This is a genomic window from Rhizobiaceae bacterium, assembly GCA_023953835.1.
Lineage (GTDB): Bacteria > Pseudomonadota > Alphaproteobacteria > Rhizobiales > Rhizobiaceae > Mesorhizobium_G.
In genome coordinates, this window is the sequence record JAMLJB010000004.1 from 41693 (window position 1) to 56013 (window position 14321).

The window sequence follows — 14321 nt, forward strand, 5'->3', positions numbered from 1 at the left end:
CACCGCTAAGAGGGCGTTTGGAAATTAAGGATTGCGGTGTTCCTTGCCGTCCGTTGAACGGAGGCAAGGGATGGGCGGTAGCCAGTACGTATCGAACGTGACGGATGAACAATGGTCGATTGTTGAGCCGCTACTGCCGAAAGCGAGCCGGCGCGGCCGACGACGACGGATCAGTCTTCGTGCCGTCCTGGACGCGATCTTCTATCTGCTGCGTACCGGCTGCCAATGGCGCCAACTGCCGAGAGATTTCCCTGCCTGGAACACGGTCTACTGGTACTTTCGGTCATGGCAGCGAACCGGCATCTGGGTTTGTCTGCAACGTGAACTCTACCGGCTTACCCGACTTCGGGCCGGTCGCGCGGAATGTCCGACCGTCGTGATCATGGATGGACAGTCGGTCAAGACCACCGAGGTCGGCGGAACCCGCGGTTTTGACGCCTTCAAGCGGGTGAAGGGCAGAAAGCGTCACATTCTGGTCGACACGCTCGGCCTGCCGATCGCCAACCGCGTCGAAGCTGCCGATGTTTCGGATCGGCGCGCCGGTGCCTTGCTGACAAACGGATTGCGCGCGCTCTTTCCGGCGATCACCACCATCATCGCCGACGCGGGTCATGAGAGCAAGAAACTCTCCCGCGCGCTGGCAGAACAGCAAGGTTGGCGGCTGCAGATCGTCAAGCGTCGTCAGCGCGCCTTCAAGATCACGGGCTTGACTTGGATCGTCGAGCGCAGCTTCGCCTGGCTCGGTCGCAATCGTCGGCTTAGCAAGGACTATGAGTACCGTGTACAGACGTCAGAGACGATGATCGACATCGCAGCAGCCCGCCTCATGCTCAACCGGCTCGCTCAAGGTTAATTTCCAAACGCCCTCTTAACGACCTTGAGCTCCTCGATCACCTGAAGAACTATCTCGAAAAGCGCCTTGACGGCCCTGTGGAATTGGTCACGCGCCGGACTTACCAGGAGATCACCGCTCTGCTGGTATCGGGGCAATTGCATTCGGCGTGGATCTGCGGGTACCCCTATGTGCAATTCGAGAGCGAACTTGATCTGGTCGCGACACCGTCCTGGCATGGCAAGCCGCTCTATCAGTCCTACATCATCGTCCCCGCAAGCCGGAAAGTCGGCGACTGGAAGGAACTGCGCGGCGATGTCCACGCCTTTTCCGATCCCGACTCCAATTCCGGCTATCTGGTGACGACGGCTCTGCTTGCCGAAAACCGGCTGACGCCCGACCGCTTCTTCTCGCACCACTTCTTTACCTATGGACATCGAAACGTCGTGCGCGCCGTTGCTGCCGGCTTGGCGCAATCTGGCAGCGTCGACGGGTATGTCTGGGAAGTCATGCGGGAGACGGAGCCGGCCCTGGTCGGGCAGACGCGCGTCCTTCGCCGTTCTGAGTGGCTTGGGTTCCCGCCTGTCGCCTCGCCCAGAGTGTTGGCGGGAGAACCGCGGTTGGCGGTGTTTCAGGAGGCATTGACGAGCATGGCGGACGAGCCGGAGGGCAAGAAAGTGCTCGACCTCTTGCGCCTTGACGGCTTCGTCGTGACCCAGCCCCGGCTCTTCGACACGATCGCCGCCAAGATGGATATTGTGAGGCGGTTGGGATGAACCTGTTGCGAAACTGGGGCTCCATGCCGATTTCTTATCGGGTGCCGGTGCTGGTGGTTCTGCTGATGATAATCATCAGCGCCGCGATCTCGGAGCGGGTTCTCGACCGCCTTTCGACCAGCCAACGCGAATCTCTGAACGGTCTTGCCGAGACTTACCTGGACGGTCTTTCGGCAGCGATCATACCTGCGGTCATGCGGGGCGATGTCTGGGAAATCTTCGACGCGCTCGACCGGTCCTCGTCCGCCTACCGGTCCCTGGCCCCCGTCGAAACAGTTGTTGCCGGCATCGACGGAAGGGTCCTTGCCGCAAGCGACCCGAAGCGGATCGCCACCTATTCTCGTCTTGCAGACGATTACACGGCGCGATTTACGGAACGCAAAGTCGCCATCGACAGCAAGACGATGATAGGCTCGACGCGACGGGATCTCGCGTACCAAGGGCAGAAGGTCGGCACCATCTATGCCCGCTTCGACGTCTCGCATCTGTTCGACGAGCGGCGGGAAATCCTGCTCACGCTGCTTGTCACCAATGGAAGCCTCGCCGCCTTGTTCGCATTCGGCGGCTTCTGGCTCGTTCGCCGGATTACGGCGCCCATGGGCCTGTTGGAAAATCATATGCGTGCGGCCGCAGAAGGCCCGGCCGAGCCAATTGCGGTAAACCAGATACCGACGGGGGACAAAGAGGTCGCCAATCTCTTCAACGGCTACAATGCACTTGTTAAGGCGCAGTGCGACAATGCCGATCTCGCCATGCAATTGGCGGAAGAAGAAAAGCTTGCCAGCTTGGGGCGTTTGGCCTCTGGCATGGCGCACGAGATCAACAATCCGCTCGGGGGTCTATTCAACGCCATCGACACGCTGAAGACACACGGCAGCACGCCTGGCGTGCGCGAGACCTCGATCGCGCTGATCGAGCGCGGCCTGCATGGCATTCGTGACGTGGTGGCCGCGGCTCTCGCCACCTATCGTCCGGAGCGATCGGCGCGGCCGCTGACCGCGGCCGATCTTGAGGATGTCCGCCTGCTCATTGCGCCGGAACTCCGGCGCAAGCGGCAGCGGCTCGGCTGGACGGTCGACTGGAGAGCGGGCCGGGTCGCCGCCATCAACGGCGGCCCGGTCCGGCAGGCTTTGCTCAACCTGCTGCTCAATGCAAGCGCGGCGACGCCCGAGGGCGGTGCGATCGGCCTGGATGCTGCCGCTTCCGACGGCGAGCTGAACATCGAAATCCGCGACGAAGGGCCGGGCATTCCGCCGGCGATAGCCGGAATTCTCACCGGCGGAGATCCGGGTCCGGCGATGCGGACCGGGAGGGGATTGGGCCTCTGGGTGGTACGGCGCACGGTCGACGAACTCGGCGGCCGTATATCCGTATCCTCGACGCCGGCTGTCGGAGCGGTCGTAGTCCTGTCGCTGCCGTTTGTATTGAGGGAGCAGGCCAATGCCGCGTGACCGAACCCATATCGGCCTAATTGAGGACGATCCCGTCATGGGCGGCTCGATCGTTCAGCGTCTGGAACTGGAAGGCATGGTCGTGGACTGGTGGCAATCGGGCCGGGAGGGCATTGACGCGATCTCGACCGGGCCGGATGCGATCGATCTGGTCGTCTGCGACATACGCTTGCCGGACATGTCCGGAGAAGTCGTCTTCGGCGAACTCGCCAAGCACCCGGGCACGCCACCATTCATGTTCGTTACCGCCTATGGCGAGATCGACCAGGCCGTGCGCTTGATGCGCTTGGGCGCCGCCGATTTCCTGACAAAACCATTCGCGATGGAGGAATTCCTGACCCGCATCGCGGCAGGTCGGCGCAGTGCTGCAGCCGGCGATAGACCATCGACCTACTACCTGGGTGAGTCGCCGGCCATCCGTCACGCGGAAGACCTGCTTCACCGCTTTGCCCGGCATGACATGCCTGTGCTCATCACCGGCGAGACCGGTTCGGGCAAGGAGGTGGCGGCCAGGCTGCTGCACCAGATCTCGCCGCGTGCGTCGGCTCCTTTCATGGCCGTCAACTGCGCGGCGATTCCCGCCGAGCTCATGGAGAGCGAGATCTTCGGTCATGAGAAAGGCGCCTTCACCAGCGCCCAAACGCGCCATCTCGGCTACGCGGAGCGCGCGGGAACTGGAACGCTTTTCCTGGACGAGATCGGCGACATGCCGTTCCCGCTGCAGGCGAAGCTGTTGCGCTTGATCGAGGACGGCAGCTTTCATCGGATCGGCGGCGAAGCAGCGATACCGTTCCGTGCTCGCATCGTCGCCGCGACCCATCGCGATTTTGCCAAGGAGGCGTCGGCGTCGGGCTTCCGCCAGGACCTCTACTTCCGGCTTGCGGTGTTGCCGGTCGAAATTCCACCACTCCGGCAGCGCCCGCAGGACATCTCCTGGCTCATGGAGCGGTTTCTGAACAATGCGATAAGCCGGATGGACTCGGCGGTTCGCGGTTTCAGCGCGCTGGCAGAAGACGCGGCGCTCGCACACGACTGGCCTGGCAACGCGCGCGAGCTCAGGAACCGGGTGGAGCGTGCGGTCGCAATCACCAACAGCGAATGGATCCTGCCGGGAGACTTGTTCTCGGACAAAGCTGCGATGCCCTTCGCGGACGGTTTCACACCCCTGGCAGAGGTGCGCGACGCGGCCGAGCGGCGTCAGATCGAGCGGGCACTGAACCAGACAGGGGGCCAGATCGGTAAGGCGGCTGCCTTGCTCGCCATCTCGCGAACGACGCTCTGGGAAAAGATGAATCGCATGGGACTGGTCGGCAAGGAACGTTCGGAACTCTGAACCTTCGGCGCCGCAGTAAGTTCGGGAATCCGAACGGCCTTCACTGCTCTTGCGTCTCGCGATCTGAAAATCCCTGCGCTTTTCGCGATCCCCGCATCTGGCATGCCGATTGCAAAACACCTGTCGAAGTCAATGTACCCGATGGGAGGGACTCCATGTCATCAAGATGCGAAAAGCTGGTCGATGTCGGCCGGCGCCAGTTCCTGCGCGGCGGCGCCTTTGCCGCTGCCGGCGTGGCGGCAACGGCGGCCTTGCCGCGCGAAGCGGCCGCCCAGCCGGCTCCCGCCATGGCGCGGGTTGAATATCCGTCGAACAAGCTCGGCAACGTCTCCGACCTCAAGCCGAACGAGCCATTCGACGTCGCCTATCCCGACGATGACGCGCCGGGCGTTCTCTTGAAGCTCGGCAAACCCGTCGAGGGCGGCGCCGGACCCGACGGTGACATCGTCGGTTTCACCACCACCTGCCCGCACAAGGGTTTTCCGCTCAACTACAGCGCCGAGGATCGAACGCTTTCCTGCCCCGGCCACTACTCGCGCTTCGACTGCGAGGCGGGCGGGCAGCAGATCTGGGGCCATGCCACCCAGAACCTGCCGCAATACGTCCTGCGGGTCGACGACAAGGGCGACATCTATGCCGAAGGAGTCGATGAACTCCTCTACGGCCGGCTGTCCAACGTGCTCTGAAAGGGAGGCGAATATGGCTTACAAGAGACAGATCGACCGCCTTCCGATTATCCCGGCGGACGCAAAAAAGCAGAATGTTACCTGCCACTACTGCATCGTCGGCTGCGGCTATCATGCCTATTCCTGGCCGGTCAACAAGCAGGGCGGGACGGAGGCGTCCGCAAACGCCTTCGGCGTTAATTTGGCCGAACAGCAGGGCGCCGAGACCGCCGCCTGGTACGCGCCGTCGATGTACAACATCGTCAAGCAGGACGGGAAGGACGTCCATATCGTCATCAAGCCGGACAAGGACTGTGTGGTCAATTCCGGCCTCGGTTCGGTGCGCGGTGCGCGCATCGCCGAGATGAGTTTTTCGCGCCAGCGCTCGACGCAGATGCAGCGGCTCACCGACCCGCTGGTCTGGCGTTACGGCCAGATGCAGCCGACGAGTTGGGACGACGCGCTCGACCTCGTCGCGCGAGTGACGGCCCGCATCATCGCCGACAAGGGCGAGGACGGACTGTTCGTCTCTGCCTACGACCACGGCGGCGCCGGCGGCGGCTATGAGAACACCTGGGGCACCGGCAAGCTCTATTTCGGGGCCATGAAGATCAAGAACATCCGCATCCACAATCGCCCCGCCTACAACTCCGAAGTCCACGCCACCCGCGACATGGGCGTCGGCGAGCTCAACAACTGCTATGAGGATGCCGAGCTTGCCGACACGATTTTCGCCGTCGGCATGAACTCGCTCGAGACGCAAACCAACTACTTCCTCAATCACTGGATCCCGAACCTGCGCGGGACTTCCATGGACAAGAAGCAGAAGGAACTGCCCGACGAGCCGCATGCGCCGGCGCGCATCGTCATCGTCGATCCGCGTCGCACCGTCACCATTGCAGCGTGCGAGGCGGAGGCCGGCAAGGACAATGTGCTCCACCTGCAGCTCAAGTCGGGCACCGACCTGGCGCTGTTCAACGCGATTTTCACCGAAATCGCCGACAAGGGCTGGGTCGACAAGGGCTTCATCGCAGCAAGCACCATCGCGTCCGACGCGGACGGGTCGCCGGCCGATGGCGCCCACCCGGCCGCCCTAACCGACTTCAAGACCGCCGTTGAAGGAAACCGCATGACGCCGGAGCAAGCGGCGGAAATCACCGGCGTGTCGGCCGATGACATCCGCAAGGCGGCAAGCTGGATCGCCGAGCCGAAGGAGGGCGGCAAGCGTCGCCGCACCATGTTCGCCTACGAGAAGGGCCTGATCTGGGGCAACGACAACTACCGCACCAACGGAGCATTGGTGAACATCGCGCTCGCGACCGGCAATGTCGGACGGCCCGGCGGCGGGGTCGTGCGTCTCGGCGGTCATCAGGAAGGCTATGTGCGGCCTTCCGACAGCCATGTCGGACGCCCAGCGGCTTATGTCGACCAGTTGCTGATCGGCGGGCAGGGCGGCGTGCATCATATCTGGGGCTGCGACCACTATAAGACCACGCTCAACGCCGACCAGTTCAAGCGCGTCTACAAGCAGCGCACAGACAAGGTGAAGGACGCAATGAATTCGGTGCCCTATGGCGACCGCACAGCAATGGTCGAGGCGATCGTCAAGGCCATCGATGAGGGCGGATTGTTCGCAGTCGACATCGACATCGTGCCGACCAAAATCGGACAGGCCTGCCATGTGGTGCTGCCGGCAGCCACCAGCGGCGAGGCGAACCTCACCTCCATGAACGGCGAGCGGCGCATGCGCTTAACCGAGCGCTACATGGACCCGCCCGGTCAGGCTATGCCCGACTGCCTGATCGCGGCGCGCATCGCCAACAATCTGCAGCGCGTCTTCACCGAAATGGGCAAGGCCGATATCGCGGCGAAGTTCGACGGCTTCGACTGGAAGACCGAGGAGGACGCCTTCATGGACGGCTATCACAAGAATGCCGGCGGTGGCGAATTCGTCACCTATGAACGTCTGCGCGCCATGGGCACGAATGGCTTCCAGGAGCCGGCGACGGGCTTCGAGGGCGGCAAGATCGTCGGGACCAAACGCCTGTTCGCGGACGGCAAGTTCAACACCAAGGACGGCAAGGCTCGATTCCTCAAAGCCGAATGGCGCGGCCTTCAGGCGCCTGGCAAGGAAGAGCAGAAAGGCAAATACGCCTTCCTGATCAACAATGGCCGCGCCAACCAGATCTGGCAATCCGCCTATCTCGACGTCGAGAACGACTTCGTCATGGACCGCTGGCCGTTCCCGTTCATCGAGATGCATCCGGATGACATGTCAAAGGTCGGCGTCAAGGAGGGCGATCTCGTCGAGGTCTACAATGACGCCGGTTCGACACAGGCGATGGTCTACCCGACGCCGACGGCGCGCCCGGGCGAGACCTTCATGCTCTTCGCCTTCCCGACGGGCGTGCAGGGCAACGTCGTCAATGCGGGCACAAACGAGCTGATCATCCCGAACTACAAGCAGACTTGGGGGAACATCAGGAAGATCTCCGACGCGCCTGCGTCGGTGAAGCACCTGTCGTTCAAAGACAAGCACTACAGCGCCGCGTGAGTGCTTCTTCATATCTGCGCTGCCGTGGCCCGGCCACGGCAGTCATTGCGTCGTCAACGATCTGGAGATTGAATTTGTCGCGGATAGGAGAAGCGATCATTGTCGTGCTTTTGCTGCTGGCAACAACCGGTGCAAGCTGGGCTCAGGACATCGACGCTGGCAAGAAGGTGTTCGCGCGCTGCATGGCCTGTCATGACGCCGAAAAGGGGATCAACAAGATTGGCCCGACGCTGAAAGGCGTTATCGGACGAGCAGCCGGTTCGCAAGCCGGGTTCAATTATTCGGCCGCCATGAAGAAGGCGGGGACCGCCGGTCTGGTATGGGACGAGCAGAACATCTCCGAATATCTCGCGGATCCAAAGGCGAAAGTGCCGGGCAACAAGATGGCGTTTCCGGGCCTGAAGGACCCGCAGCAGATCAAGGATGTCATCGCTTACCTCAAAAGCGTTTCGGGATAGGCGCACCGATGGACGCAACCGCTCAGTCGCCCCATGCCTTTTGCTCGTCCGGTACAGGCAGAGAGGTGATTACCGTTGACGTGGCCTCGGCCAAGGCGATCGCGGCCGTTTGCCCCGTGACGGAGGTCGTACGGCTCCCGCTGCTGGACGCCGCGGGGCGAGTCCTTGCCGGCGATATCGTTTCGCCGATCGCACTGCCGCCATTTGCGAACTCCGCAATGGACGGATACGCGATCCGCATGGCCGACCTGGAAGGATCCGGACCGTGGACGCCGCCGGTCCGTGGGCGCATGCGCGCCGGGGATGCCGGCATTGTCGGGCCAGCCGGATCGGCGATCAGAATATTCACAGGCGCGCCGATACCCGAAGGCTTCGATACCGTCGTGATGCAGGAGCGATGCCAGCGAGACGGCAATTCGGTGATCATTCCAGACCGGCCAAGGCCAGGACAGAATGTTCGCCCGATGGGCGAAGACGTGCGTCGCGGGGATCTGCTGCTGGGTGCCGGTGCTGCGCTTTCACCGCAGAAACTGGCGCTGCTTGCGGGTGCGGGCATTGGCGGGGTGGATGTTCTTAGGAAAGTTCGCGTCGCAATTGTCTCGACCGGCAACGAACTGCGCGATCCGGGCGAGGAGCTCAAGCCCGGCCAGATCTACAATTCAAATCGAACCATGCTGATCGCAAGCCTCGCTTCGCTGGTCTGGGTCGAATTCGTGGATTGGGGTATCGTCCCTGACGACCGTCAACGGTTGCTGACCAGCTTAAAGCGCGCCGCCGCCGGTTCGGACGTGCTGATAACGACCGGTGGCGTGTCGGCCGGAGAAGAAGATCATGTGGCAGCGGTCCTGCGCGATAGTGGCGCCGAACTGGACGTCCTCAAGGTCTCGATGAGGCCCGGCAAACCGGTGAAAATCGGCCGCGTCGGCGCGACCCTCATCGCCGCTCTTCCCGGAAATCCGAATGCCGCACTCGTGACATTCCGGCAGATTGTCTTGCCCGCCATCCGCAAGGCGGCCGGGCTCCACCATGTTGACCCGGATTTACAGCCCGCCATTTCCGGCTTCTCGTACAGGAAACCGCTCGGCCGAACGGAGTTCGTGCCCGTGCGAATCCAAACCCGCAATACGCACGGCGTCCCCATGATCCAAATGCTCGGCCGGGGCTCGTCTTCCAGTCTTCCCGCCATGGCTCTCGCCGACGGGATTGCGCTGCTGCCGCCCGACAAGGACGCCGTCGAGTACGGCGATAGCCTTCGTTTCGAGCCGCTTGTTTGACATAAGACTTGTCACACTGGTGTCATATGCGGTACCTACAGGTAATTAATCTGGAATCATGGATATATGGATAAGATATTGGCATTGGCGGCACTCGCCGCGCTCGGACAGGAAACGCGGCTGGACATCTTCCGGCTGCTGGTTCGTGCCGGGCAGGAAGGCGTTCCGGCTGGCGAGATCGCAACACGATTGGGCGCCATCCAGAACACGACGTCAGCGCATTTGAAGATCCTCTCGCATGCGGGACTGGTCAGGGCCGAGCGTGACGGCCGTATCGTGCGCTACGTCGCCGACATGACCGGCTTTCGCGACCTGCTCGCCTACCTGATGGAAGACTGTTGCAACGGCTCGCCCGAGCTCTGCCAACCCGTGATCAAAGCCGTGACCTGCAACTGCTGAGGAACCAACGATGACGGACCAACCCTTGAACGTGCTTTTCCTGTGCACCGGCAATTCCGCGCGCTCGGTCATGGCCGAGGCGATCCTCAATCGGCTCGGTGCCGGCCGTTTCAAGGCGTATTCGGCAGGCTCGCACCCAAAGGGCCAAGTGCACCCCTATACCATCCAGTTGCTCAAGAGCCTGAACTACGACACGTCCTTCGCGCGCTCGAAGCCGTGGGACGAGTTCGCCGCGCCGGATGCGCCGAAGATGGATTTCGTGTTTACCGTTTGCGACGACGCAGCGGGCGAGACCTGCCCGGTCTGGCCGGGACAGCCGATGACGGCGCACTGGGGCGTGCCCGATCCAGCCGCGGCCGAAGGCACGGACGCCGAGAAGCATCTCGCTTTCGCCGAGGCCTTCCGCATGCTCAACAACCGGATTTCGATCTTTGTCAGCCTGCCGATGAAGGCGATCGACAAGCTTTCGCTGCAGAAGCACCTGGACGAGATCGGGCGCAACCTGCCCGAAGCAGGCTGAAAAAATGGACATCGGCCTGTCGCGGCGTCTCGTCGCCGAGGCGCTCGGAACCGCAATTCTGGTGGCCACCGTTGTCGGTTCCGGCATTATGGCCGACAGGCTGACCGACGATACGGCGCTCGCCCTGCTCGGCAACACGCTGCCCACAGGCGCGATCCTCGTCGTCCTGATCACCATCCTGGGCCCGGTCTCGGGCGCGCATTTCAATCCCGCGGTCACGGTCGTCTTTGCCCTCCGGCGCGAAATCCGGATCGATGCTGCGACAGGTTATATCGCTGTCCAGGTTGTTGGCGGCGTGGCAGGGACGCTGATCGCGCATGCAATGTTCGACTTGTCCCTGTTCCAGCTTTCGACGCATGCGCGCACGGGTGTAGGTCAGTGGATCGCGGAAGCGGTCGCCGCCTTCGGCCTCGTCTTCACTATCCTTGCCGGTCTGCGCTTCCGCTCCGACGCTATTCCCTGGCTAGTCGGCCTCTATATCACCGCCGCCTACTGGTTCACCGCGTCGACCTCCTTTGCCAACCCGACCGTCGCCATCGCCCGCGCCTTTACCGATACGTTCTCGGGCATCCGCCCCATGGATGTGCCGGGTTTCATTGTCGCCGAACTTCTCGGAGCACTCGTCGCAATGGCGCTGGCCGGCTGGTTGCTGCCGGCGCCTGAGCGAGCGGCATCCTTCGTCTCAAAAAACTTGAAAGCAGCCGAATGACGATCACGATCTACCACAATCCGGACTGCGGCACCTCCCGCAACACGCTCTCCATGATCCGCCAGTCCGGCGAGGAACCGGAAGTGATCGAATATTTGAAGACGCCGCCGTCGCGCGAAAGGTTGGTCGAGCTCCTGGCCGCCATGAACATGACGCCGCGCCAGTTGCTGCGCGAAAAGGGCACGCCCTATGCCGAACTCGGTCTTGCCGACCCGAAATGGAGCGACGACGAGCTTATTGACTTCATGCTGGCCCACCCGATCCTGATCAATCGTCCAATCGTGGTGACGCCCCTCGGCACGAGGCTCTGCCGTCCGTCCGAGGGCGTGCTCGACATCCTCCCCAATCCGAATATCGGCCCCTTCACCAAGGAGGACGGCGAGGTAATTATCGACGAGGCAGGCAAGCGCGTCGCCTGAAAATTTCGACAAAAGCGGAAATAGAGGTTGATCATCGGCGGAAGGTGTTCTATCCATATTTTTAAGTTTATCGAAATAGCTGCTAGGGAGGAAGTGGCGAAACGGAGTTTCATGACCGACGACACCTCCCAACTCGACACGCTCCCGAACATCAACGAAGCACAGTTCCACGCGATCGACCAGACAGCGCTGTTCGAGGTTTCGCGCGCGAGCCATCCGCCGCGTATCCTCATGCTCTACGGCTCCTTGCGCGAAAAATCCTACTCGCGGCTCGCCACGGAGGAGGCCGCCCGCATCCTGCGCCGGTTCGGAGCCGACGTCCGCATCTTCAACCCCGCCGGGCTGCCGCTGCCGGACTCGACGACCGCCGATGATCCGAAGGTCAAGGAGTTGCGCGAGCTGTCGCTCTGGTCCGAGGGCCAGGTCTGGTGTTCGCCGGAGCGCCACGGCTCGATGACCGGCATCATGAAGGCGCAGATCGACTGGCTGCCGCTCTCCATGGGCGGGGTCCGGCCGACGCAGGGCCGCACGCTCGCTGTCATGCAGGTCTGCGGCGGCTCCCAGAGCTTCAACGCCGTCAACCAGTTGAGGGTGCTCGGACGCTGGATGCGCATGTTCACCATCCCCAACCAGTCTTCGGTGGCCAAGGCGTTCAACGAGTTCGACGCCGACGGGCGGATGAAGCCTTCGCCCTATTACAATCGGATCGTCGACGTGATGGAGGAACTGATGAAATTCACGCTTCTCCTGCGCGATCAGGCAGATTACCTCACTGACCGCTATTCCGAGCGCGTGGAGAGCGCGGAAGAGGTCTCCAAGCGGGTGAGCCAGCGTTCGATCTGAGGCTATATTTCGAGATTTTTCGAAATTATGCTTGACGGCTTTACCCTCGAAGCATACCTTATTTCCATGAAACTCGAAAAAGCAGCGAAACAGCTCGAGGCGCTGGGCAACCCGACCCGGCTGCAAGTCTATCGTGCTCTCGTCAGGGCCGGCGACGCCGGTTTGGCGGTCGGCGGACTTCAGGAAAAGCTCGGCATCCCGGGCTCGACGCTGTCGCACCATCTACAGCGGCTGATCGTCACCGGGCTGGTGACGCAGGAGCGACATGCGACGACGCTGATCTGCCGCGCCAACTATCCCGCCATGGACGGGCTCGTCGGTTTTCTGGTGGACGAATGCTGTCTCGACGCCAAGTGCGCGCAGTCCTCCGAACATAGGGCGGCATAGCTCTTTCATACCTTAAATTTCGATGATTCCAGAAAATAGAAAGGATGATCGAATGTCGCCCCTCACCGAAGTCATCTCGGTCCTTGGCTGGCCTATTCGTATCTGGCCGAAGACCGTCCACCAGCCCGGACTCAACGCGCCGCAACGCTCGCGCATCAGCCGAACCCCCTTCGTGACCACAACGATCCGGTCGGCGTATTTCCGGGATCCTACATCAGTTCTCAGGTGGCTGTGTTGCCAGGGTCCGATGTGGAACTAACCTCCCACCTCAATCGCGGCTGACGAACATCGGAGACGTGAACATGACAGCTCACTTCAATCTGCCTATAGCCGTCATCGGCGGAGGTCCCGTCGGCCTTGCCGCTGTCGCGCACTTGGTTCAGCGCGGCCTCCCCGCAAAGCTTTATGAGGCCAGCTCGGAAGTCGGCGCAAATTTGCGCGACTGGGGCCATGTCCGGGTGTTCACGCCGTGGCGCTATTGCGTCGATCCGGCTTCGGTCGCCTTGCTCGAGCGCCAAGGTTGGAGGATGCCGCCCGTCGATGTGTTTCCGACAGGCCGCGAGATCGTCCGTGATTATCTCGAGCCGCTCGCCGCGACCCCCGAACTTGGTACTGTCATCGAGACAGATGCGCGCGTCCTGGCGATCTCGCGGCTGGGCATTGACAAGGTCGTGAGCCATGGCCGCGAGGAGCGGCCGTTCGTGCTGGCAGTGAAGACTCCGACCGGCACGCGCCGCGATCTCGCACGCGCCGTCATCGACGTATCCGGCACATGGACGAGCCCCAATCCGCTCGGGGCAAGCGGCCTGCCGGCCGACGGCGAGGGCGCGTTCGCCGATCGCATCGCCCACGGCATTCCCGACGTGCTCGGCCGCGATCGCGTGCTTTATGCCGGCCGCACGACGCTGGTGGTTGGCGCCGGCCATTCCGCGGCGAATACCTTGCTCGACCTCGCGCGTCTGGCCAGGGCGGAGCCCGGCACGTCCGCCGTCTGGGCGACGCGCGGCACCAATCTCATCCGCATCTATGGCGGCGGCGACGCCGACCAGTTGCCCGCCCGTGGCGAACTCGGAGCGGAAACCCGCGACCTCGTCGAGAGCGGTCGCGTGCCGCTCGTCGCCGGCTTCGCCGGAACTCGCATCCGCGAGCAGGGCGGCCGGCTTCTCGTCGACGGCGAGACGGAAGCGGGACCGCGCACCCTCGGTCCAGTCGACCGCATCGTCGCCGCGACAGGCCAGCGGCCCGATTTGTCGCTGACGCGGGAATTGCGGCTGGACCTCGATCCGTGGCTGGAGAGCGCCAGGGCGCTCGGGCCGCTGATCGATCCGAACGAGCATTATTGCGGCTCTGTGCCGCCGCATGGCCACCGCGAGCTGGCGCATCCCGAGCCCGGTTTCTACACGGCCGGCATCAAGAGTTACGGCCGCGCACCGACCTTCCTGCTGCTCACCGGCTACGAGCAGGTACGCTCCATCGCCGCCGCGCTGGCCGGTGACATGGCGGCGGCCGATGACGTGCAGCTCGTGCTGCCGGAGACCGGCGTATGCGTCACCACATTACCAGCGGAAGGCGATACGGCCTCCGGGTGCTGCGGCGGGCCGGCGCCGGAGAGGTCCGCCGACGCCTGCTGCCTTGCCGACGCCGTCGCCAAGAAAGAAGGCCGCAAAGGATGCGGCTGCGGGGTCGCCGCTTGAGCGTTTC

The 14321-nt window shown here is 62.8% G+C and carries 15 protein-coding genes; all 15 read left to right on the top strand.

All coding sequences use genetic code 11. From position 1 onward, the window contains the following. Positions 1-70: 70 nt before the first annotated feature. Complete coding sequence (locus tag M9924_21415; GenBank protein ID MCO5066929.1) at positions 71-853, top strand: IS5 family transposase; 783 nt, start codon at positions 71-73, stop codon at positions 851-853. After that, on the top strand, positions 853-1608 hold the full coding sequence (locus tag M9924_21420; GenBank protein ID MCO5066930.1) for a PhnD/SsuA/transferrin family substrate-binding protein: 756 nt from the start codon (positions 853-855) through the stop codon (positions 1606-1608). Before M9924_21415 ends, M9924_21420 begins: the two co-directional genes overlap by 1 nt. After that, entirely contained in the window at positions 1605-3059 is a 1455-nt protein-coding gene (locus M9924_21425) for a HAMP domain-containing histidine kinase (GenBank protein ID MCO5066931.1), read from the top strand. The genes M9924_21420 and M9924_21425 overlap by 4 nt, the downstream gene beginning before the upstream one ends. Then, the gene (locus M9924_21430; GenBank protein ID MCO5066932.1) at positions 3049-4392 is read left to right on the top strand and encodes a sigma-54 dependent transcriptional regulator; all 1344 of its coding nucleotides are present in this window, start codon (positions 3049-3051) and stop codon (positions 4390-4392) included. The genes M9924_21425 and M9924_21430 overlap by 11 nt, the downstream gene beginning before the upstream one ends. Positions 4393-4547: 155 nt before the next feature. Next, positions 4548-5078, top strand: coding sequence for an arsenate reductase (azurin) small subunit (locus M9924_21435; GenBank protein ID MCO5066933.1), 531 nt, complete (start codon positions 4548-4550; stop codon positions 5076-5078). A 13-nt stretch (positions 5079-5091) separates the two neighbouring features. Beyond that, positions 5092-7611 (top strand): arsenate reductase (azurin) large subunit, encoded by a 2520-nt coding sequence (locus tag M9924_21440; GenBank protein ID MCO5066934.1) that lies wholly within the window; start codon positions 5092-5094, stop codon positions 7609-7611. An 83-nt stretch (positions 7612-7694) separates the two neighbouring features. Then, on the top strand, positions 7695-8069 hold the full coding sequence (locus M9924_21445) for a cytochrome c family protein (GenBank protein ID MCO5066935.1): 375 nt from the start codon (positions 7695-7697) through the stop codon (positions 8067-8069). 8 nt (positions 8070-8077) lie between these two features. After that, positions 8078-9343, top strand: a complete 1266-nt coding sequence (locus tag M9924_21450; protein MCO5066936.1) for a molybdopterin molybdotransferase MoeA — start codon at positions 8078-8080, stop codon at positions 9341-9343. A 66-nt stretch (positions 9344-9409) separates the two neighbouring features. After that, complete coding sequence (locus M9924_21455; GenBank protein ID MCO5066937.1) at positions 9410-9742, top strand: metalloregulator ArsR/SmtB family transcription factor; 333 nt, start codon at positions 9410-9412, stop codon at positions 9740-9742. 10 nt (positions 9743-9752) lie between these two features. Continuing rightward, on the top strand, positions 9753-10262 hold the full coding sequence (locus M9924_21460) for an arsenate reductase ArsC (GenBank protein ID MCO5066938.1): 510 nt from the start codon (positions 9753-9755) through the stop codon (positions 10260-10262). A gap of 4 nt (positions 10263-10266) precedes the next feature. Then, entirely contained in the window at positions 10267-10971 is a 705-nt protein-coding gene (locus tag M9924_21465) for an aquaporin family protein (GenBank protein ID MCO5066939.1), read from the top strand. Beyond that, positions 10968-11390 (top strand): arsenate reductase (glutaredoxin), encoded by a 423-nt coding sequence (gene arsC / locus M9924_21470; protein ID MCO5066940.1) that lies wholly within the window; start codon positions 10968-10970, stop codon positions 11388-11390. Before M9924_21465 ends, arsC begins: the two co-directional genes overlap by 4 nt. A 111-nt stretch (positions 11391-11501) precedes the next feature. Then, entirely contained in the window at positions 11502-12233 is a 732-nt protein-coding gene (gene arsH, locus M9924_21475; protein ID MCO5066941.1) for an arsenical resistance protein ArsH, read from the top strand. A gap of 66 nt (positions 12234-12299) precedes the next feature. Continuing rightward, positions 12300-12620, top strand: coding sequence for a metalloregulator ArsR/SmtB family transcription factor (locus tag M9924_21480; protein ID MCO5066942.1), 321 nt, complete (start codon positions 12300-12302; stop codon positions 12618-12620). A gap of 302 nt (positions 12621-12922) precedes the next feature. Then, positions 12923-14314: a flavoprotein gene (locus tag M9924_21485; GenBank protein ID MCO5066943.1), complete on the top strand. Its 1392-nt coding sequence runs from the start codon at positions 12923-12925 to the stop codon at positions 14312-14314. Positions 14315-14321: the final 7 nt, after the last annotated feature.

Coding starts and splice junctions, on each gene's coding strand:
- arsC (MCO5066940.1), top strand. CDS start 10,968: ATGACGATCACGATCTACCACAATCCGGACTGCGGCACCTCCCGCAAC.
- M9924_21440 (MCO5066934.1), top strand. CDS start 5,092: ATGGCTTACAAGAGACAGATCGACCGCCTTCCGATTATCCCGGCGGAC.
- M9924_21480 (MCO5066942.1), top strand. CDS start 12,300: ATGAAACTCGAAAAAGCAGCGAAACAGCTCGAGGCGCTGGGCAACCCG.
- arsH (MCO5066941.1), top strand. CDS start 11,502: ATGACCGACGACACCTCCCAACTCGACACGCTCCCGAACATCAACGAA.
- M9924_21450 (MCO5066936.1), top strand. CDS start 8,078: ATGGACGCAACCGCTCAGTCGCCCCATGCCTTTTGCTCGTCCGGTACA.
- M9924_21465 (MCO5066939.1), top strand. CDS start 10,267: ATGGACATCGGCCTGTCGCGGCGTCTCGTCGCCGAGGCGCTCGGAACC.
- M9924_21460 (MCO5066938.1), top strand. CDS start 9,753: ATGACGGACCAACCCTTGAACGTGCTTTTCCTGTGCACCGGCAATTCC.
- M9924_21485 (MCO5066943.1), top strand. CDS start 12,923: ATGACAGCTCACTTCAATCTGCCTATAGCCGTCATCGGCGGAGGTCCC.
- M9924_21415 (MCO5066929.1), top strand. CDS start 71: ATGGGCGGTAGCCAGTACGTATCGAACGTGACGGATGAACAATGGTCG.
- M9924_21430 (MCO5066932.1), top strand. CDS start 3,049: ATGCCGCGTGACCGAACCCATATCGGCCTAATTGAGGACGATCCCGTC.
- M9924_21435 (MCO5066933.1), top strand. CDS start 4,548: ATGTCATCAAGATGCGAAAAGCTGGTCGATGTCGGCCGGCGCCAGTTC.
- M9924_21425 (MCO5066931.1), top strand. CDS start 1,605: ATGAACCTGTTGCGAAACTGGGGCTCCATGCCGATTTCTTATCGGGTG.
- M9924_21455 (MCO5066937.1), top strand. CDS start 9,410: ATGGATAAGATATTGGCATTGGCGGCACTCGCCGCGCTCGGACAGGAA.